The organism is Corynebacterium segmentosum (genome assembly GCF_900637825.1).
GTDB lineage: Bacteria > Actinomycetota > Actinomycetes > Mycobacteriales > Mycobacteriaceae > Corynebacterium > Corynebacterium accolens.
This window is the reverse complement of the sequence record NZ_LR134408.1, coordinates 2,225,284-2,243,193: the sequence shown is the minus strand read 5'-3', so window position 1 is coordinate 2,243,193 and position 17,910 is coordinate 2,225,284. Positions and strand designations below refer to the sequence as shown.

At 60.7% G+C, this 17,910-nt stretch carries 15 protein-coding genes; 13 read left to right on the top strand and 2 right to left on the bottom strand.

Annotated elements, in window-relative coordinates; translation table 11 throughout:
* Positions 1-24: 24 nt before the first annotated feature.
* The 3 genes from glf (at position 25) to EL217_RS10545 (ending at position 2,452) form a co-directional block, all read left to right on the top strand.
* Complete coding sequence (glf, locus tag EL217_RS10555; RefSeq protein WP_023029686.1) at positions 25-1,221, top strand: UDP-galactopyranose mutase; 1,197 nt, start codon at positions 25-27, stop codon at positions 1,219-1,221.
* Positions 1,222-1,283: 62 nt separating this feature from the next.
* Positions 1,284-1,499: a hypothetical protein gene (locus EL217_RS10550; RefSeq protein ID WP_023029685.1), complete on the top strand. Its 216-nt coding sequence runs from the start codon at positions 1,284-1,286 to the stop codon at positions 1,497-1,499.
* A gap of 23 nt (positions 1,500-1,522) precedes the next feature.
* The gene (locus EL217_RS10545; protein ID WP_126319943.1) at positions 1,523-2,452 is read left to right on the top strand and encodes an alpha/beta hydrolase; all 930 of its coding nucleotides are present in this window, start codon (positions 1,523-1,525) and stop codon (positions 2,450-2,452) included.
* A 102-nt stretch (positions 2,453-2,554) separates the two neighbouring features.
* On the opposite strand, the gene EL217_RS10540 is transcribed toward EL217_RS10545, so the two are convergent.
* Both EL217_RS10540 and EL217_RS10535 read right to left on the bottom strand, forming a co-directional pair.
* Positions 2,555-3,307, bottom strand: a complete 753-nt coding sequence (locus EL217_RS10540; protein ID WP_023029683.1) for an aminotransferase class IV — start codon at positions 3,305-3,307, stop codon at positions 2,555-2,557.
* Positions 3,304-5,154 (bottom strand): chorismate-binding protein, encoded by a 1,851-nt coding sequence (locus EL217_RS10535; RefSeq protein ID WP_023029682.1) that lies wholly within the window; start codon positions 5,152-5,154, stop codon positions 3,304-3,306. The genes EL217_RS10540 and EL217_RS10535 overlap by 4 nt, the downstream gene beginning before the upstream one ends.
* A 166-nt stretch (positions 5,155-5,320) precedes the next feature.
* Between EL217_RS10535 and EL217_RS10530 the strand changes: the two genes are divergently transcribed.
* The 10 genes from EL217_RS10530 (at position 5,321) to EL217_RS10485 (ending at position 17,886) form a co-directional block, all read left to right on the top strand.
* Positions 5,321-5,908: a three-helix bundle dimerization domain-containing protein gene (locus EL217_RS10530; RefSeq protein ID WP_023029681.1), complete on the top strand. Its 588-nt coding sequence runs from the start codon at positions 5,321-5,323 to the stop codon at positions 5,906-5,908.
* A 140-nt stretch (positions 5,909-6,048) separates the two neighbouring features.
* Positions 6,049-8,001 (top strand): glycosyltransferase, encoded by a 1,953-nt coding sequence (locus EL217_RS10525; RefSeq protein WP_023029680.1) that lies wholly within the window; start codon positions 6,049-6,051, stop codon positions 7,999-8,001.
* Positions 7,991-8,503: a phosphatase PAP2 family protein gene (locus EL217_RS10520; RefSeq protein WP_005285243.1), complete on the top strand. Its 513-nt coding sequence runs from the start codon at positions 7,991-7,993 to the stop codon at positions 8,501-8,503. The genes EL217_RS10525 and EL217_RS10520 overlap by 11 nt, the downstream gene beginning before the upstream one ends.
* Positions 8,500-9,480 carry a decaprenyl-phosphate phosphoribosyltransferase gene (locus tag EL217_RS10515; protein WP_023029679.1) on the top strand — a complete coding sequence of 327 codons (981 nt, stop codon included), beginning with the start codon at positions 8,500-8,502 and terminating at the stop codon, positions 9,478-9,480. The genes EL217_RS10520 and EL217_RS10515 overlap by 4 nt, the downstream gene beginning before the upstream one ends.
* Before the next feature lie 56 nt (positions 9,481-9,536).
* Complete coding sequence (locus EL217_RS10510) at positions 9,537-11,231, top strand: hypothetical protein (RefSeq protein WP_126319942.1); 1,695 nt, start codon at positions 9,537-9,539, stop codon at positions 11,229-11,231.
* 140 nt (positions 11,232-11,371) lie between these two features.
* A complete protein-coding gene (locus tag EL217_RS10505) occupies positions 11,372-12,391 on the top strand; it encodes an alpha/beta hydrolase (protein WP_005279732.1) in 1,020 nt (339 codons plus the stop codon).
* A 250-nt stretch (positions 12,392-12,641) separates the two neighbouring features.
* Positions 12,642-14,597: an alpha/beta hydrolase-fold protein gene (locus EL217_RS10500; protein ID WP_126319941.1), complete on the top strand. Its 1,956-nt coding sequence runs from the start codon at positions 12,642-12,644 to the stop codon at positions 14,595-14,597.
* Positions 14,598-14,599: 2 nt separating this feature from the next.
* On the top strand, positions 14,600-15,127 hold the full coding sequence (locus EL217_RS10495) for a hypothetical protein (RefSeq protein ID WP_005279734.1): 528 nt from the start codon (positions 14,600-14,602) through the stop codon (positions 15,125-15,127).
* 33 nt (positions 15,128-15,160) lie between these two features.
* Positions 15,161-16,081: a cutinase family protein gene (locus EL217_RS10490; protein ID WP_126319940.1), complete on the top strand. Its 921-nt coding sequence runs from the start codon at positions 15,161-15,163 to the stop codon at positions 16,079-16,081.
* 59 nt (positions 16,082-16,140) lie between these two features.
* Positions 16,141-17,886, top strand: a complete 1,746-nt coding sequence (locus tag EL217_RS10485) for a FadD32-like long-chain-fatty-acid--AMP ligase (protein ID WP_126319939.1) — start codon at positions 16,141-16,143, stop codon at positions 17,884-17,886.
* Positions 17,887-17,910: the final 24 nt, after the last annotated feature.

The window sequence follows — 17,910 nt, the reverse complement described above, 5'->3', positions numbered from 1 at the left end:
CTGGCGTGCAATAAAGTGGGAGCCATGACTTCTTATGACCTCATCGTTGTTGGTTCCGGATTCTTTGGTCTGACCGTTGCGGAAAGGGCCGCTAGCCAGCTGGGAAAGAAGGTGCTCATCGTTGAGCGCCGCGAGCACCTGGGCGGCAATGCCTACTCCGAGGCGGAACCCACCACCGGAATTGAAGTGCACAAATACGGCGCGCACCTCTTCCACACCTCCAATAAGCGCGTGTGGGAGTACTGCAACCAGTTCACCGATTTCACCGACTACCAGCACCGCGTCTTTGCCATGCACGATGGCACGGCCTACCAATTCCCCATGGGGCTGGGGCTTATCAACCAATTCTTCGGCCGTTATTACTCGCCCGATGAGGCCCGCGAACTGATCAAGGACCAAGCCGGCGAATTCTCTGTGGATGAGGCCAAGAACCTGGAGGAAAAAGCCATCGCGCTTATCGGCCGCCCGCTCTATGAGGCGTTCATCCGCGACTACACTGCCAAGCAATGGCAGACCGACCCCAAGGAACTGCCGGCCAGCAATATCACCCGCCTGCCGGTGCGCTATACCTTCAATAACCGCTACTTCAACGACACCTTTGAAGGCCTGCCCGTCGATGGCTATGCGGCGTGGCTAGAAAACATGGCGGATCATGAAAACATCGAGGTCCGCCTGGACACCGACTGGTTCGATGTCCGCGAGGATCTGCGCGCTGAGTCCCCGGAAGCCCCGGTTATCTACACCGGCCCGCTGGACCGCTACTTCGACTTTGCTGAAGGCGAGCTCGGCTGGCGCACCTTGGACTTCGACCTCGAGGTCCTCGATACCGGTGACTTCCAGGGGACCCCGGTGATGAACTACAACGATGCCGATGTGGACTTCACCCGCATCCACGAGTTCCGCCACTTCCACCCAGAGCGCAAGGACCGCTACCCCTCCGATAAGACGGTCATCATGAAGGAGTACTCGCGCTTTGCCGATAAGGGCGATGAGCCGTATTACCCCATCAATACGCCGGAGGACCGCGCCAAGCTGGAGGCGTACCGCAAACTAGCCGCCCAAGAAGCCAAGGAGAACAAGGTGTTGTTCGGCGGCCGCCTGGGCACCTACCAGTACTTGGATATGCACATGGCCATCGGCGCCGCGCTGTCCCTATTCGATAATAAGCTCGTGCCCTTCTGGAACGAGGGCAAGGCCATCGAGCAAGAGCGTGGACACTAAGAGCTGCTAATCCGCCCTGGGCACGCTATGCTTAGTCACCTCACAGGTTAGGAGGTGACGGCATGGCGCAACGCAAGAAATACACCAAGCCCGGGCACGCGGACCGCAGCATGTGGAAGATGTCCCCGGAGCGGCTCCAGGAGCATTTGAAACTGCGCAGCCGCGCAACGCGCATTCCCGATAAGAAAAAGCAGCAAGCAAAGAAGGCCTGCCGGAACACCCGGCGGGCCTTTCCGCTATCCAACCCAGCTATGATGAGTGCTCGCATCGCTTACTAGGTGCAGTACTGGAAAGTATTTTTATGGTGTTTATTCAGCCCGAAGCCCAAAAATTCCTCGAGCTGAACAGGGATGCCTCGCAGCTGGACACGCGCACCCCAGAGGAAAACCGTTCCACCCAGCTGAAAACGGCATCGGCGTGGGGCAAGAAAACCCCGATGGCTTCCGTGTACGAGACCTCGGTGCGCGGTGTCACGGTGCGGGTTTATATACCACAGGAGCCCGCGCTTTCCGATGCCCCACCAGCAGAGCCTGCCTTCATCTTCTTCCACGGCGGCGGCTGGGTGCTGGGGGATTTAGAGACCACGGATACAACCGTGCGGGACATTGCCGCAGAATCGGGAATCATCTGTATCAGCGTGCACTATCGCCGTGCACCGGAACACCCCTTCCCAGCACCACTAGATGATTGCCGTGCAGTAGTAGACGGGGTGTTACAAGGAGAACTGGGGATTGGCATCGATCCAACGCGCGTTGCCGTGGGCGGAGACAGTGCGGGCGGCAATATCGCAGCGGTGATTGCACAAGAACTGCGCGATAAGCTGGCTCATCAAGTGTTGATCTATCCCGTCATGGATTTATCCACCTTTGACACGCAATCCCATTCGGATTTTAGTGACGGCTACTACCTCACCCGGCGGCGCCTTAACTATTTTTATGATTCTTACGCGGGCACCGCAGACCGCACGGATATCCGCATGTCTCCCGGCAGGAATGGCTATCTGGCGGGGCTGCCTCCAGCGACGGTGATCACCGGTGAACTTGATCCGTTGGTCTCTGAGGTAAGTGACTACGTTGGGCGGATGCTCAATGCGGGAAATGTAGTGAGCTCTATTGAATTTAAGGGCCAAGTCCATCCGTTCGTCCAGATGGGCGGGATCATTTCGGATGCGTTGGTTGCGCGCACCATTATCGGCAGCGAATTAAAGCGTGCGCTGCGGGGCCGAGGCTAAAGGCCGCGATCTGCCCGAGCTAATAGAAATCTCGGCGTGAACACTCAACACAACACCCAACACTCAACACAACACTGCACATGTTGAGTGTTGTGTTGAGTGTTATGTGTAGTGTTCACCCATAGTTTCGGAACTAAAACCCTGCCACCACCAGTTTTGCCAGCTTGCGGCCTCCGGGTGCGGCGGCGGAGTGATGGTGCCGTGTGGTGTGTGTATGGAGCTGACGGGGCTAATGCCGTGCAGTGAGTTGATAAACCACAGGGGACATTCCGCAGCGAGTGCCGGGGTCAACGGGCGCTGCGCGGTGGAAAGCCCTAAGTCTTCGCAGCGGTGCAGGACCTGGCGCAGGGTCACGCTGGGCAGGCGCACGCCGGTGGGAAGCAGGAGGGTGTCGCCGTCCCAGGCGATGAGCGCGCCGGTGGTGGTTTCTGCGATAGCGCCGTGGGCATCGACAATCGCGGTGTCATCGGTGCCGCTTACCTGATACTGCTCGCGGTAGGCGGCCAGGGCGGGCAGGTCCGGGCCTTTAACTAGAGGCTGTGCGCGGGGATCGGGGGCCTTAGCATAAGTAAGGCGCGTGTGGGCGCGCGGGGCCGGGGCAGGCCGGATATCGAGGTATAGGTTGCCGGCTATGAGGGCGATGCGGGGGAAAAGCTCGCCGCCTGAAAGCAGCTCCAGCATGGCGGGGACGAAGCCGGCGGGCAAGGCTCCAGCCACGGATTCGAAGCGCTTCAGGTGGAGCTGGAGGCCGTGCGTGCGGCCTTGCGAATGGCGCCAGGAATCGGCCACGGTGCAGGAAGCGGTTGGTGGGGTGCAGGGGATAAAGGCGCCGTCGCGCCAGATATAGGAGCTCATGACCACGCCCCTATGACAGATTGGGCCTTGAGATTTCTTTCGGCCAGCTCGGCTGCGGGATCGGAATCGAGGACGATGGCCCCGCCGGCGCCGACGGTGACCTCGGAACCCGCGCGCACCGCGGTGCGGATGACCACGCTGAAATCCGCCTCGCCGGAATAGCCGAGGTAGCCCACGATGCCGGAATAGACGCCGCGGGGTCCGGCCTCGAGGGCATCGATAATCTGGCAGGTGCGCAGCTTCGGCGCGCCAGTCATGGAGCCGGGCGGGAAGGCGGCGCGGATGGCATCGAGCGCGGTGGCACCGGGGCGCAGCTGGCCGGTAATCGTGGAGACGAGCTGGTGCACGGTGGCGTAGCTTTCCACGTTCATCAGCCCTGGAACGCGCACGGTGCCGGGCTCGCACACGCGGGATAAATCGTTGCGCAAAAGGTCCACGATCATAAGGTTCTCGGCGCGGGTCTTGGGGTCATCGCGAAGCAGGGAGGGGTCCTGGTGGGCTGGAATGGTGCCCTTGATGGGCTTGGCCTCGACGCGGTTATCGCGCACGCTGAGGAAACGCTCGGGCGAGGCGCTGCAGATTTCCACACCGTCGAATATCAGATGTGCCGCGTACGGTGCCGGGTTGTGCCGGCGCAGCGCCGCATAAATATCGCCGGTCGCCTGCGCGGTATAGGTATCGGTCAGGCATACCTCGTAGCTTTCCCCGGCGTGCAAGAGCTCTTGGGCGCGCTGGATGCGGTCCAGATAGTCGGTGGTGCGCCAGGCACCCGCGCTTGCCGATGCCGCCCCCTCGCTTCCCACCTGCCCGCCTTCCAGGGCTTCCTCCAGCCGGTCGAGCAGGCTCTGCGCGCCGTCGCCGTCGAGGCAACACAGGTGCGCCACTTGCCGGTGGTGATCGTAGACGAGGAAGGACTGCGGCCGGATGAAGTAGGCATCGGGATAAGGCGAGCGGTGGCGCAGCTGGATGGGCAGGGTAAGCTGCGCGCATTCGTAGCCCAAGTAACCGATTACCCCGCCGGTAAACGGCAGATCCGGCGCGTCAAAGACCTGCGTGGATAGCTCGCGCTCGAGGGTGGTGAGGATATCGGGGGCATCGCCAAGCCGGTAGCGAAAGGAGCGGCTAAGCGGACCGGTGGCATCGCCAAGAATGCTATAGCGCCCGCGCGCGTCGGCGGAGTCCAAGAAGAAGGCGTCGTTGCCGTCTGCCTGCAGCGCCGCGAAGACCCGTGGGCAGTCAATCGCGCCGGGGACCTCGCGGTGGAGGAGGCGAAAACCGCCGAGGAAATTGCGTAGCAGGGTCGCGCCGTGCTGGGTGAGTACCGATTCGGGGTGGAATTGCACGCCCCAATGTGGCAGACCATCGACCTTGAGGGCCTGGACGGTGCCGTCTTCGCTGCGGGCGTGCACGGTGATGCCGGGGGTTGGCTCAATGTGTAGCGAGTGGTAGCGCACCGCCTGAAAATCCTGCGGGATGGTGGCAAAAATCCCCTCGCCGGAGTGGCTAATGGTGGATACGAAGCCGTGGCGCGGTTCGGGCGCGCGGCGTACGCGGGCGCCGGCGAGCATCGCCAGACCCTGGTGGCCAAGGCAGACGCCGAGCAGGGGAATTCGCGCTGCGGCGGCCGCCTCGATAACGCGCCGGGACATGCCAAAGTCGTTGTCTTCCTCCGGGGTTCCGGGGCCAGGGGAGATAACCACGTGGTTGAACTCGCCGGCGCGCACGCGCTCTGGGATGCCGGCGGCCTCGCCCGCGGGAATGACGAGGGGCTCGGTTCCAGAGACCTCTGCGATGAGGTGCGCGAGGTTAAACGTGTACGAGTCGTAATTATCAATGAGCAGGATCATCAAAGGCAGAGTCTATAGCCCAGTGCGCCCCACGCGTAACTTGCTCCACGCGAGGGCTAACTACTGGGTTATGACCAACCAATTGACGTATGTCACACCGCGTTGTAAAGTTAACTTTAAGTTAACAAAAAGCAAACGGGGAAAGAATCCAGGAAAGGGGATAACAATGAACCAGTTTGAAACCCTCCGTCATGACCTACATACCAAGTACGGTCACGGATATACCCGTGCTGACATCGATGCGAAGCTGGACGAGGTCATCGCCAAGCACACCGCCAACGCCGGGCTCGTGGAATTCATCCCCGTGCTGGTAGAGCGCGAGGTGCGCGAGTTCTTCGGAGCCCACCGCATCCACGTTCGCTTCGCCGCGGGCAATAACCACGCCCTGGCCAAGGCCGCCGCGGACCTCACCAAAAAGCACGCGGGGGAGGCGCTCTACGTCGATACCGCCGCCGCACACCCGGAAAATGACGGCAATGACCACTTAGCCCACGTCATGAGCGAGCGCGGCATGGGCCAGGCTCCCAAGAAGTACCTCGAAGAGGTGCGGACCGTGGCCATGCCGGATTACATCGTTTACCTGGGCCGCGAGGTCGAGCGCGATGAAGCCGGCAAGGACATCAAGATCTGGGACATCGCTCCGGCTGAGACCGTTGAGCAGGCCCGCGAGCTTGCCGATGACCTAGAGGCCCGCGTCTACTACATGCTGAACAAGCTGGGCATCGACCCGGTAACCGAGCGCGTGAGCGCATAAGGTGCCTCATTAACCCTGGGCCGAGGAGGAATTCCTCGGCCCTTCTTTTATTGTCCGCGTGTAAACCCGAGCAGTCGCGCGAAAACAACTACGCTAGGTCGCTGACTACTGTTTAAATCGTTTGGAGAATCGAAGCAATCGTGACTGCCAACAACACCACGGCTTATGAGCCCCTGCAGCGAATCTTGCTGCCCAAGCGCGGCGAACCCTTTGACGTACGCATGCTCTACCTCATCGAGGCGGAGCAAAACCGCGAGCGCTTGAGCTGGACAAACCGGACCGCCGTGACCATCCCGGCCGGCGAGGAAGCCTCCTTTGAAACCTACTTCAACGCCTTCCCAGCCTCCTACTGGCGCCGCTGGTCGCAATTGCGCTCGGTGGTTCTAAGCCTGGAGATCGAGGGTCAGGCAAATATTTCTTTGTACCGCTCCAAGCAGGATGGCCAGCGCATTTCCGTGGCCAACCACCTCGTGGGCACCGGCCACCACGAGTTTGAGCTGCCGCTCAAAAACTTCGAGGACGGCGGCTGGCTGTGGTTCGATATCACCGCGGAAAAGGAAACCACCTTAGCGGATGCTGCCTGGTGCTCCCCGCAGGCCCCAGCGGCGCAGACGCTTCCCGATGGCACCGAGCTCGCCCCTTCCGAAAAGCGCGTCGCCGTTGGCATCCCCACCTTCAACCGCCCCACGGACGCCGTCGCAGCCCTGCAGGCGCTGGCAGAAGATCCGGTGGTGGATGAGATCATCGACTTCGTCCTCATGCCGGACCAGGGCAATCAGCACCCGGCCGATGAGCCCGGATACGACGAGGCGGTAGCGCACTTTGGCGATCGCTTCCGCGAATTCCGCCAGGGTAACCTCGGCGGTTCCGGCGGTTATTCCCGCATCATGTACGAGGCGCTGGAGAACACCGATTCGCCCTTCATCTTGTACATGGACGATGACATCGCCATCGAACCGGATTCGGTGCTGCGTGCCGTCCAGGCTGCACGCTACGCCGCCAGGCCCATCATCGTGGGCGGGCAGATGCTCAACCTGCAGGAGCGTTCCCAGCTGCGCACCACCGGTGAGCAGGTCAATCGCTCCGATTTCATGTGGGGCGCCGCCCCGCACGCCGTGTATGACCACGACTTTGCCAAGTACCCGCTGCGCGCCATTGGCACGCCAGAAACTCGCTTGGATCCAAAGAAGTACGATTCCCGCGACCTACACCGCCGCGTGGACGTGGAATATAACGGCTGGTGGATGTGCCTCTTCCCGCGCGTGGTGGCAGAGACCAACGGCCAGCCACTGCCGCTCTTTATCAAGTGGGACGATACCGAGTACTCCCTGCGCGCCGCCCGCAATGGGTTCCCAACCGTGACTTGGCCAGGCGCGGCCATCTGGCACATGGCCTGGGCGGATAAGGACGATGCCATTGACTGGCAGGCCTATTTCCACCTGCGCAACCGCCTGATCGTGGCCTCGCTGTACCACGATGGCGCAGTATCTGGCATTACTAGGTCTATCTTTAAATCCACGCTCAAGCACACTATGTGCATGGAATACTCCACCATGGCCATCCAAATTGAGGCCATGAAGGACTTCCTTGCGGGGCCAGACCGCCTCTTCGATATCTTGGATACCTCGTTGCCGCGCATCGCGGAGATCCGCAAGAACTACTCGGATGCGGTCATCATCGAATCCGCGGATCAGCTGCCAGCGCCGACCGGCGCGCCCGGCGTTCCCACCCGCAATGTGGGCGGCCGCCTGGGCAAGGTCAAAAAGCTGCCGTGGGCGGCCAAGGGCCTTAAGCACCTGCTGAGCAAGGAGGATCCGGCGCACCACGCGGCACCGCAGCTGAACCTCACCCCAGAAGAGGCGCGCTGGTTCACTCTGTCCCGCCTGGATTCCGCCACCGTGTCCACGGCCGGCGGCACGGGCGTAGCCTTCCGCAAGCGCGACCGCGATTTGGCCAAGGAGCTTATCGCCGAAACCCGCGGCCTACTAAAGGAAATTGAAGAAAACTTCGATGACCTGCGGGCGCACTACCGCGCCGCGTTGCCGGAATTGACTGCGCGGTCCTCCTGGAAGAAGGTTTTTGATGCCCAATAAGCTTTCCATCGCAGAATCCCGCGTCCTGGAATCCATCCAGAACGCCGCCTTTGACGTGCCGGGCGTAGTGCCCACCGCCCGCGGTTTAAGCCACCTGGGTGAGCACGCCCTGGGCTGGATGGGCAGCGCGGCCCTCGGGGCCAGCCTGGACAAAAAACGCCGGGAAGGTTGGGTTCGGATCGGTGCCGCAGCGTTTACCGCGCATGCGGCAAGCGTGGTGCTCAAGCGCATCGTGCGGCGCAAGCGGCCCGACTATTCCTACGTGCGCGTTGGGGTGAAAACCCCCTCGCGCCTGTCCTTCCCGTCCTCGCATGCCACCTCCACCACCGCCTTCTTGGTGGGCCTTTCCCGCCTGACGGGGTCCAAGGCCCCGCTCGTGGGAGTGCCGGTGATGATGGCATCGCGTATGGTGCTCGGGGTGCATTATCCAACCGATACCGTCGCGGGCGCAGCCATTGGCGCTGCCACCGCGCGGGCAATGACGAAGGAGAAAGACGCATGAGTGAGGCTGAAAATCAGCACTTTCTCTATTCGGAGCCGCATACGTCCGGCGTCGATACCGGCCGCAAGCGCAAGCCGCCGAAGAATTTGGTCGATGGCATGGTCAAGGCCCTGCGCCCGAAGCAATGGGTAAAAAACATCCTCGTGCTGGCCGCGCCCGCCGCGGCCGGTGCGGAGTCGCTCTTTCACGGGCGCGTGCTTGTCGATGTCCTCCTAGCCTTCATCGTCTTCTGCCTCGGCGCCTCTTCCATCTACCTAATCAATGACGCCAAGGATTGGCGCGAGGACCAGGAGCACCCGACTAAGCGCTTCCGCCCGATCGCCTCGGGCGTGCTGCCCATCAAGGTGGCCTATGTCATGGCCGTGGTGCTCGTTGGCCTGTCCATCGGGCTGTCCTTCTTGGCCACCGCGGGGCTAGAGCTGGCCATCGTCATGGCGGTCTACATCGCCCTGCAGCTGGGCTATTGCTTTGGCTGGAAGCACATTCCGGTTATCGATATCGCGCTGGTTTCCTCTGGATTCATGCTGCGCACCATGGCTGGCGGCGTGGCGGCCGATATTGAGCTTTCACAATGGTTCTTGCTGGTCGCCGCCTTTGGCTCGCTGTTTATGGCCTCCGGTAAGCGCTATGCCGAAATCCTGCTGGTGGAAAAGACCGGTGCGAAAATCCGCAAGTCCCTGCAGGGCTATACGCCGACCTACCTGCGCTTTGTGTGGACGCTAGCGGCCACCGCCGTGGTGGTCTTCTACTCCCTGTGGGGCTTTGAGCTGGCGAATGCCGCAACCTCCGGTGGCGTGTGGTACCAGATTTCCATGGTGCCGTTTACCATCGCCATCCTGCGCTATGCCGCCGACGTGGACCGCGGTCAAGGTGGTGCGCCGGAAGAAATCGCGTTGGGGGACCGCACCCTGCAATTCCTCGCCATCGCCTGGCTGGCGTGTATCGCCATGGCCGTCTACGTCATGCCATTGGTCTAGGCAGCGGCGGATTTTCGATGTAGCAAATTCCGATCGGACTGATACACTCGATCCTCGTGTTTAACACCGATAACAAGGCCCTCGCGCGCTGGAGCATTCCAGCCTCGGCTCTTGTCATCGGTGTTTTGTCTTTGTGGGGCGGTTTCGCCCGCCGCTGGATCTCCGATGATGGACTTATCGTCCTGCGCACCGTCCGCAACCTAGAGGCCGGCAACGGTCCGGTATTCAATGTGGGCGAGCGCGTTGAGGCCAATACCTCCACGCTGTGGCAATACCTCATCTTAGCGGTGCGGTGGGTCAGCAATGCTGAACTAGAATCCATCGCCATCTACCTCGGGCTGGTCCTGGCCGTGGCGGCGATGGTGCTGGGCACGTGGGCATCGGCAAGCATGCACTCCGGCATCGTGCTTCCGGCTGGCGCCTTGGTTTATGTGGCGCTGCCGCCGGCGCGTGACTTTTTTACCTCTGGCCTGGAATGGGGGCTCTGCCTGTTCTACCTGGCCATGTTGTGGTGGCTGCTGCTGCAGTGGGTGCGCCCGCACCGCCACGCGCGCGGGAATTCCGCCGCGTATTGGCTCGCCTTCTGGGCCGGGCTGTCCTGGCTGATCCGCCCCGAGCTGGCGCTGTACGGCGGCATCGTGGGGATCGTGCTGTTGATTTCCACGCGCTCGTGGAAGGTGCTGGCCATCGCCCTGCCGCTGCCCTTGGGCTACCAGATTTTCCGCATGGGATACTACGGCCTATTGACCCCGCATACGGCGGTGGCGAAATCCGCCAGCGGCTCCGAATGGGGAAAGGGCTTTACCTACCTCGGTGACTTCATTGGGCCCTATTGGCTGGTGCTGCCGCTTGCCGTGCTGGTGGTAGCCGCACTCTGGAAGGCTGAGCTGCGCCCGCCGCAGCTGCGCTCTACCGCAAGCGCCGTCTACATCTTCGTTGGTACTGCGGTGCTGCACACCCTCTATGTCCTGCGCGTGGGCGGCGATTTCATGCATGGGCGCATGCTGCTGCTTCCGCTTTTTGCCGCGCTGCTTCCCATTTTTGTGGTGAACATGCGGGTATGGGTGGCTTCTGTCGCTTGCGCCGTGTGGGCCATTGTCATTGCGCTGCGCGGGCACCCGGTGGATCCAGCCGTCTATGACAGTGATATTTCCATTGTGGACGAGCGCGATTTTTGGACCCACGCCACGCAGATGGATACACCGCCCCGCCACCACGAAGAATTCCTGCGCAGGGAGATGATGCACGGCTATACGGACGCGATTAAGGAGCTGGAGGACGGCGATGCCATGACCTTCCGCTACCTGCAAGACGATGGCAGCCCCTCCTGGCTGGCTACCGAGGGGGATCCTTCGCGCACGGATCCGCCCACGGTCTATTTCTTGAACCTGGGGCTTACCTCCATGAATGCCCCGTTGGATGTGCGCGTGCTCGATGAGATTGGCCTGAGCAACCCGTTGGCCGCGCGCCAGCCCCGCATCGAGGGCGGGCGGATTGGCCACGATAAGAGCCTGGGCATGCCGTGGCAGGTGGCGGATTCCGCGGCCGATATTGATTCCGTACCGTTCTGGATTGATAAGGACGCGGCCCGCAAGGCCCGCACCGCGCTTAACGATGCCGATTTTCAGGAACTCTTTGCTACGTACAGGGATCCCTTAACTTGGGGCCGATTCTGGGAAAATATTAAATTTTCCCTGACAGACGGGCGGACGCTTTCCTTCTCTTCCGATCCGGGGTCTTACCTGGACTGATGGGGGAAGATGCAACATTTGGCCCGGGAGTGCATTAGACTGCTTGCTAGTTAGGCTTCTCGCGTCGGGATGTTAACGGTTCACAGATTCCGAGCGATAAAGCTAAGTGACAATTACCAAATACTTTGTGAAGGAGAAAGATGACTGCATCTATTAGGGGTCGCGTCCTTTCGGTCATCATGGCAGTCGCCGTAGCGCTGGGTCTTGCCGTAGTGGCAGGCGGCACCCAGCAGGCGCACGCAGCTCACCGCGATTTCTTGCGTGCGGACAATACTGGCACGTGCGAGTGGGACCAGGTGGGCTGGTGGGTCCAGCGCTGCGACGTGTGGTCTCAGTCGATGGGCCGCAATATCCCAGTGCAGATCCAGCCCGCAAAGAATGGCGGCAACGCTGGCCTGTACCTCTTGGACGGACTGCGTGCGACCGACCGCACCAACGCGTGGGTCAATGACGTCAACGCGGCACGTACCTACGAGCCGCACAACATCACCCTGGTCATGCCGGTAGGCGGCGAGTCCTCCTTCTACGCTGACTGGCAGGCACCCGCTAAGTACGACCCGAACGAGCCGGTCAACTACAAGTGGGAGACCTTCCTGACCAGCGAGCTTCCCGCCTACTTGGAGAGCAACTTTGGTGTGGCCCGCAATAATAACTCTATTGCTGGCCTGTCCATGGGCGCTGGTTCTGCCTTGACCTTGGCCGCAAAGCACAATGACCAGTTCCGCCAGGCGCTGTCCTTCTCTGGCTACCTGACCACGACGGTGCCGGGCGCGCAGACCTTCATGCGCTTTGCCATGCTGGATGCCGGTGGGTTCAACATCAACGCGATGTACGGCTCGCTGTTTAACCCGAAGCGTTTCCAGAATGACCCCTTGCTGCTCATCCCGCAGCTGCGCAATACCGATGTCTACATCTCCGCCGCAACCGGTATCCCGGGCGACCTTGACCGCCAGCGCTACCTCCCAGAGCACCAAGCAGCCGGTGCTGCCCTTGAGGTTGGTTCCCGCATCACCACCCACGTCTGGGAAGGTGCAGCTCGCCTGCAGGGCCTGAACCCGACCGTGGACTACCCGGCACAGGGGCTGCACAACTGGCTACAGTTTGGCTACCAGCTGGAGAAGTCGAAGCCGCAGGTTCTCAACGTTATGAACGCTTGGTAAAAGCCTTTTGACGCTTTCGTCCCCTACCTTGTGGTAGGGGACTTTTTGCGTCTGTAATAGGGCTTGAGTTCAGCCTCGTCCGAACCGCAATAAATGGTGATATAAATTGCCTCCGGCGTGTCAGCCTTTCTTAAGCCTCAAGTTCAACTTAAACTTAAGCGCACAATAGACAGCTCACGCCGCAGGCGGCAGTCCGGAGGAGGGGAACCTTCGGAATGTAGCCGCGGTAAATCTTCAAGGACGTTTACCTATGCGCAAAAACACTTCCCCGGGCAAGGCCCGCAAGGGGCTTGCGGTAGCAGCCGTACCGACCGCCATCGCCGTTGGACTGGCCCTGCTGCCCAATGCCACAGCCCAAAGCTCACTTGGTGATATTAGCTCTGCTCAGCCAGGCGGTGGCGGCAGCCTGTCTGACCACTTTGCGCCCAAGGATCCGCCGGCTCGTACCCCAGTGGAGACCGAGTACCCAGAGGTAGAGGGCCTGCCGGATGGCGTAAAGATCAACCGTGTGGAGTACCTGTCCAACCGCCACCTGATGGTCTATATCAAGTCCGCAGCGATGCCGGATCAAGAGCAAAAGGTGCAGATCCAGCTCGCGCGCGACTGGTATTCGCAGCCGGAAAAGAAGTTCCCTGAGGTATGGGCACTCGACGGCCTGCGCGCCCGCGATGACGAGTCCGGCTGGACCATTGAGACCAATATCCTCAACCAGTACGCGGACCGCAACGTCAACCTCATCATGCCGGTGGGCGGCGAATCCTCCTTCTACTCCGACTGGCAGCAGCCGGATGCAGGCAAGAACTACAAGTGGGAGACCTTCCTGACCAAGGAATTGGTTCCCATCTTGGATAAGGAATACCGCTCCAACCAGAAGCGCGCGGTCACTGGGCTGTCCATGGGCGGTACCGCTGCGATCAACTTGGCGGAGCGCAACCCGTACCTGTTTGGTTTCGTGGGCTCGTTCTCCGGCTACCTTGATACGACCACCCGCGGCATGCCGCAGGCCATCATGGCTGCGCAGCGCGATGCCGGTGGCTTCGATTCCCGCAAGATGTGGGGCGAGCCGGGCTCGCAGGACTGGATCGACCACGATCCAAAGCTGGGCATCGAAAACCTCAAGGACATGCAGGTCTATGTCTCTGCCGGTAACGGCAAGGATGACTTTGGCAATGCCACCTCCGTGGCCAAGGGCCAGGCAAGCTTGGCCGGCATGGGCTTGGAGGTCATCTCCCGTATGTCCACCCAGACCTTCGTGGATTACGCGAAGCGCGCCAATGTGGAGCCTGTGGTGCAATTCCGCCCCTCCGGCGTGCACAGCTGGGAATTCTGGCAATTTGAGATGCAAAATGCATGGCCCTACATTGCGGATGCCCTCAACATTGACAAGGCCGACCGCGGTGCGGACTGCCAGACCGAAGGCGAGATCGCCAAGGCCACCAAGGAAGGCCACATCGGTTCCTGCCTGAATAACGAATATGATGTTGCCGATAAGGGCAAGGCACAAGACTTCGAAACCGGTACGGCGTACTGGTCCCCGGAGACCGGTGCGCACGCCCTGCACGGCCGCATTGGTGCCCGTTATGCGGAAATCGGTGGCCCTACCTCCTGGTTGGGCTTCCCGAAGTCCGATGAACTTAAGACGCCAGATGGCAAGGGACGCTTCGTGCACTTCGAACACGGTTCCATTTACTGGAGCCCAGAGACCGGCGCCTGGGAAATTACCAGCGACATGTTTAAGAAGTGGGGCGAGAAGGGCTACGAAGGCGGCGATCTGAAGTACCCGACCGGCGCGGTCAAGAAGGTGGGCGAAGGCTATACCCAGGAATTCCAAAACGGAGTTTTGACCCGCAACCCGGACGGCAAGAACCAGGTGTCCTTTGGTGCCATTGGCAAAAAGTACAAGGATATGGGCGGTGTCGAATCCCCACTGGGCTTCCCCACAGATGGTGAGAAGAAGGTCAAGGACGGCAATGGCTTCTTCCAGGAGTTTGAACATGGCTCCATCTACTGGTCCCCAGAATCCGGCGCGCATTACATCTTGAAGGGCGCCATCATGGATGAATGGGGTAAGAAAGGCTGGGAGCACGGCGAATTTGGCTGGCCCACCTCTGATTACTCCGAAATCGCAGCTGGTGGATTGAAGCAGGAGTTCCAGCACGGAACGATCAGTGAAGTCATGGGCCGCGTACAGACTGAAAAGAAGTAAGCATGCGTAAATTAGCCATCGTAGGAGCGGTCTTATGCCTCGGCTTGGCAGGGTGTGACTCTGCCACCGTGGATAGTGACTCCGGCAATGACACTTCGGTGGCGCCGCTGTCGCGCGAAAAGACCTCCGAGGAATCGACCACGAGCAGTAGCGAGTCTGCATCTAGCAGTGCTTCCTCCTCGCAGGAGCCCTCCGAGTCCAAGGACGATTCCAAGGATTCCGCGGAGCCGCGGAACGGCTCTGGTTCCGCGAACTCCCCGGAGGACCGCGGCGCCCGTGAGATCTCTGAAATCCCATCCGCGCAGCTGCCCAAGGAAGAGGCTGCGTATCTGGATTCGTTGAAGGATGCAGGCGTGAACGTCAATGGGGTAGAAGATCAGCTCCTCGGTGCTGGCCAGGGCGCTTGCGGCGAGGATGAAATCACCATTCCCGCAGTGGCCGGGCAACTGATTGAACAGCAACGCTCTGATAAGGACTTTGACGAGCTCACCAAGCTGCTGCAGGACAACGCACGTTCAGCCCTTTGCTAGCTTCCTTTGAGGTTTTCCGGGTACAACTAGTTCATGCGAAAAATCATTACCGTCGTTGCCGTCCTCGCCCTCCTCGTTGTGATCGGCGCGGGGGCGGTGCACTACCTCACGACCTCGGACTCGGCGGGGCCTAGCGCCCCCGAGGAGTCAGAGTCTGCGGCACCACCGGAACCATCTCAACCGGATTGGTGCCCAGCAGTGGAGTTTATTTCCGCGCCAGGCACCTGGGAATCCGCGGCAGACGATGATCCCTTGAACCCTTCTGCTAATCCGCGCTCGTTCATGCTGTCTATTACGCAGCCGTTGCGGGAGGCCTACGGGGATGATGTGAAGGTGTGGACCCTTCCTTATACTGCGCAATTTAAAAATATCAATGCGCAGGAGGAGATGAGCTACGACGATTCCCGCAATGAGGGCACCGCGAAGATGAATGAAGAGCTGCGCGGCATGCACGATAGCTGCCCACAGACCAAGTTCATTTTGAGCGGATTTTCCCAAGGTGCGGTCATCGCCGGCGATGTGGCCGATGATATTGGCGGTGGCGAAGGCGTGATCCCCGCGGAAAATATCGCGGGCGTGGCGCTGATCGCAGATGGCCGGCGTGAAAACGGCGTGGGCCAAAATCCAGGCCACGCGCTCGGCGGAATCGGTGCCGAAATTGCCTTGGAGCCCGTCTCCGGGCTCGTCCAGCCCATCGTGCCTGGAGCGACCATGCGCGGCGCGCGCCCGCATGGCTTCGGCGAGCTCGCGGATAGGACCTACCAGATCTGTGCCCCGGATGACTCCGTGTGTGATGCTCCCACCGGCGTGGGCAATGGTTTGGAACGCGCCAAGGATTTGATCGGGGCCAATGGGGTGCATGCGCAGTACGCCAGCAATGACGGCGTGATTGATGGGACTACTGCAAACCAGTGGGTCGTGGACTGGGCCCACCGGGTCATCGACGCCGTGTAACATGAGGCGCTAACACATCGATATTTTTTAAGACAAAACCATTTACCAAAGGAGAATCGATGGATATACAGCAACTCATGGGGAAGTTCTTTGATGCCGAGGGCAATATCGCCCTCCCCGCAGAACTCACCTTGGCGGGCCTGGCAGAGACCCTCTACCAGGCAGAAACGGATACCTCGCAGGTAGTAATCCGCCAGTGGCTCTACGATGAGGGAGACACCTCCCGCGAGCTCAACCGCCAAGAGATCAATACCCGGATCAAAGTGGTGGCAGCGCGCCTGCAACAGGTCGCAGAACCCGGTACCCGCGTGGCCATCCTGGCGGGCAACTCCCCCGAGTACCTCTTTGGTTTCTTGGGTGCGATGTATGCGGGAATGACCCCGATTCCGCTCTATGATCCGAATGAGCCGGGGCACGCGGATCACCTCAAAGCGGTCTTTGCTGACTGTGAGCCCACCGTTGTGTTGACCAACCGCGTATCGGCCGCGGCGGTGCGCACCTATTTCTCCACCGAGCGCGAGCGCCCGCGCGTCATCTCCACCAATGCGCTGCCAGATTCCTTGGCGGCGTCGTGGAAGCCGGTCGTCAGTGAGGGCGTGGAGTCCACCGCCTTCTTGCAGTACACCTCTGGCTCAACGCGCACCCCTGCCGGCGTGGAGCTGAGCAACCGCGCGATCCTGGTTAATGTGCTGCAGATCTTCCGCGCGATCAACATGCAGTTCCCGCCGCGCGTGGTCTCGTGGCTGCCGATGCACCATGATATGGGCATCATCTTGGCGCTATTCACCACGATTCTGGGCATCGAATTGGATTTGATGACCCCGCGCGATTTCATCCAACACCCCAACCGGTGGGTTGAGCGCATCAGCCGCCAGCCGGGGGATGAGAAGAAGACCTATACCGCCGTGCCCAATTTCGCCCTGGAATTGGCCGCGCGCTACGGCAAGGACGCGGATTTCTCCAACGTCGATGGCATCCTCATTGGTTCTGAGCCGGTGACGGAACCAGCCGTGCAGAAATTCCTGGACACCTTCAGCGTCGAGCGCTCCGTGCTGCGCCCTTCCTATGGTTTGGCGGAAGCCACCCTCATCGTTTCTACCGCACAGGGTGACAAGCGCCCGATCATCTCCCACTTCAACCGCGAGAAATTGGCGGACGGTAAGGCGGTTATTGAAGAAAAGTCTGCGGCAACGGTTGCCTTCGCCTCGAATGGCCAGGGCGTCTCGTTCCAGCACCTAGCCATCGTGGATCCTGAAACCAAGGCCGAGGTCCCAGAGGGCACCATTGGTGAAATCTGGGTGCATGGGCAAAATATGGCAACGGGCTATCTCAACCGCCCAGAAGAAACCGCAACTACCTTCCGCAATACCCTGGGCGAGCGCATCCAGGATGGCTTGCCGGAGGATGATTGGTGGATGGCCACCGGCGATCTCGCCACCATCATCGAGGGCGAACTGTATATCACCGGCCGCCTTAAGGATCTCATCGTCATCGCCGGGCGCAATCACTACCCGCAAGATATTGAAGGCACCGTGCAGGACGCATCCGCGCACGTGCGCCCAGATTCCATCGCCGCCTTTGCCGTGGAGGGTGAGAGCTCAGAGTCCTTGGTGCTCTTGGTGGAGCGCGCTGATGACGCGGATCCATCTGGCGACGCCGCCGCCGGCGAGGCGATTCGCACGGCCGTGACGAAGAATCACGGCATTACCCCGAGCGATATCGTGTGGAAGGCGCCGGGAGAAATTAAGCGCACCTCCTCGCATAAGATTGCCCGCCGCGTGGCAAAAAAGGACTACCAAGCTTAAAGCCGGATTCGGACGTTAAGTTAA

Coding starts and splice junctions, on each gene's coding strand:
- EL217_RS10485 (WP_126319939.1), top strand. CDS start 16,141: ATGGATATACAGCAACTCATGGGGAAGTTCTTTGATGCCGAGGGCAAT.
- glf (WP_023029686.1), top strand. CDS start 25: ATGACTTCTTATGACCTCATCGTTGTTGGTTCCGGATTCTTTGGTCTG.
- EL217_RS10545 (WP_126319943.1), top strand. CDS start 1,523: ATGGTGTTTATTCAGCCCGAAGCCCAAAAATTCCTCGAGCTGAACAGG.
- EL217_RS10495 (WP_005279734.1), top strand. CDS start 14,600: ATGCGTAAATTAGCCATCGTAGGAGCGGTCTTATGCCTCGGCTTGGCA.
- EL217_RS10500 (WP_126319941.1), top strand. CDS start 12,642: ATGCGCAAAAACACTTCCCCGGGCAAGGCCCGCAAGGGGCTTGCGGTA.
- EL217_RS10530 (WP_023029681.1), top strand. CDS start 5,321: ATGAACCAGTTTGAAACCCTCCGTCATGACCTACATACCAAGTACGGT.
- EL217_RS10540 (WP_023029683.1), bottom strand. CDS start 3,307: ATGAGCTCCTATATCTGGCGCGACGGCGCCTTTATCCCCTGCACCCCA.
- EL217_RS10550 (WP_023029685.1), top strand. CDS start 1,284: ATGGCGCAACGCAAGAAATACACCAAGCCCGGGCACGCGGACCGCAGC.
- EL217_RS10515 (WP_023029679.1), top strand. CDS start 8,500: ATGAGTGAGGCTGAAAATCAGCACTTTCTCTATTCGGAGCCGCATACG.
- EL217_RS10535 (WP_023029682.1), bottom strand. CDS start 5,154: ATGATCCTGCTCATTGATAATTACGACTCGTACACGTTTAACCTCGCG.
- EL217_RS10520 (WP_005285243.1), top strand. CDS start 7,991: ATGCCCAATAAGCTTTCCATCGCAGAATCCCGCGTCCTGGAATCCATC.
- EL217_RS10505 (WP_005279732.1), top strand. CDS start 11,372: ATGACTGCATCTATTAGGGGTCGCGTCCTTTCGGTCATCATGGCAGTC.
- EL217_RS10490 (WP_126319940.1), top strand. CDS start 15,161: ATGCGAAAAATCATTACCGTCGTTGCCGTCCTCGCCCTCCTCGTTGTG.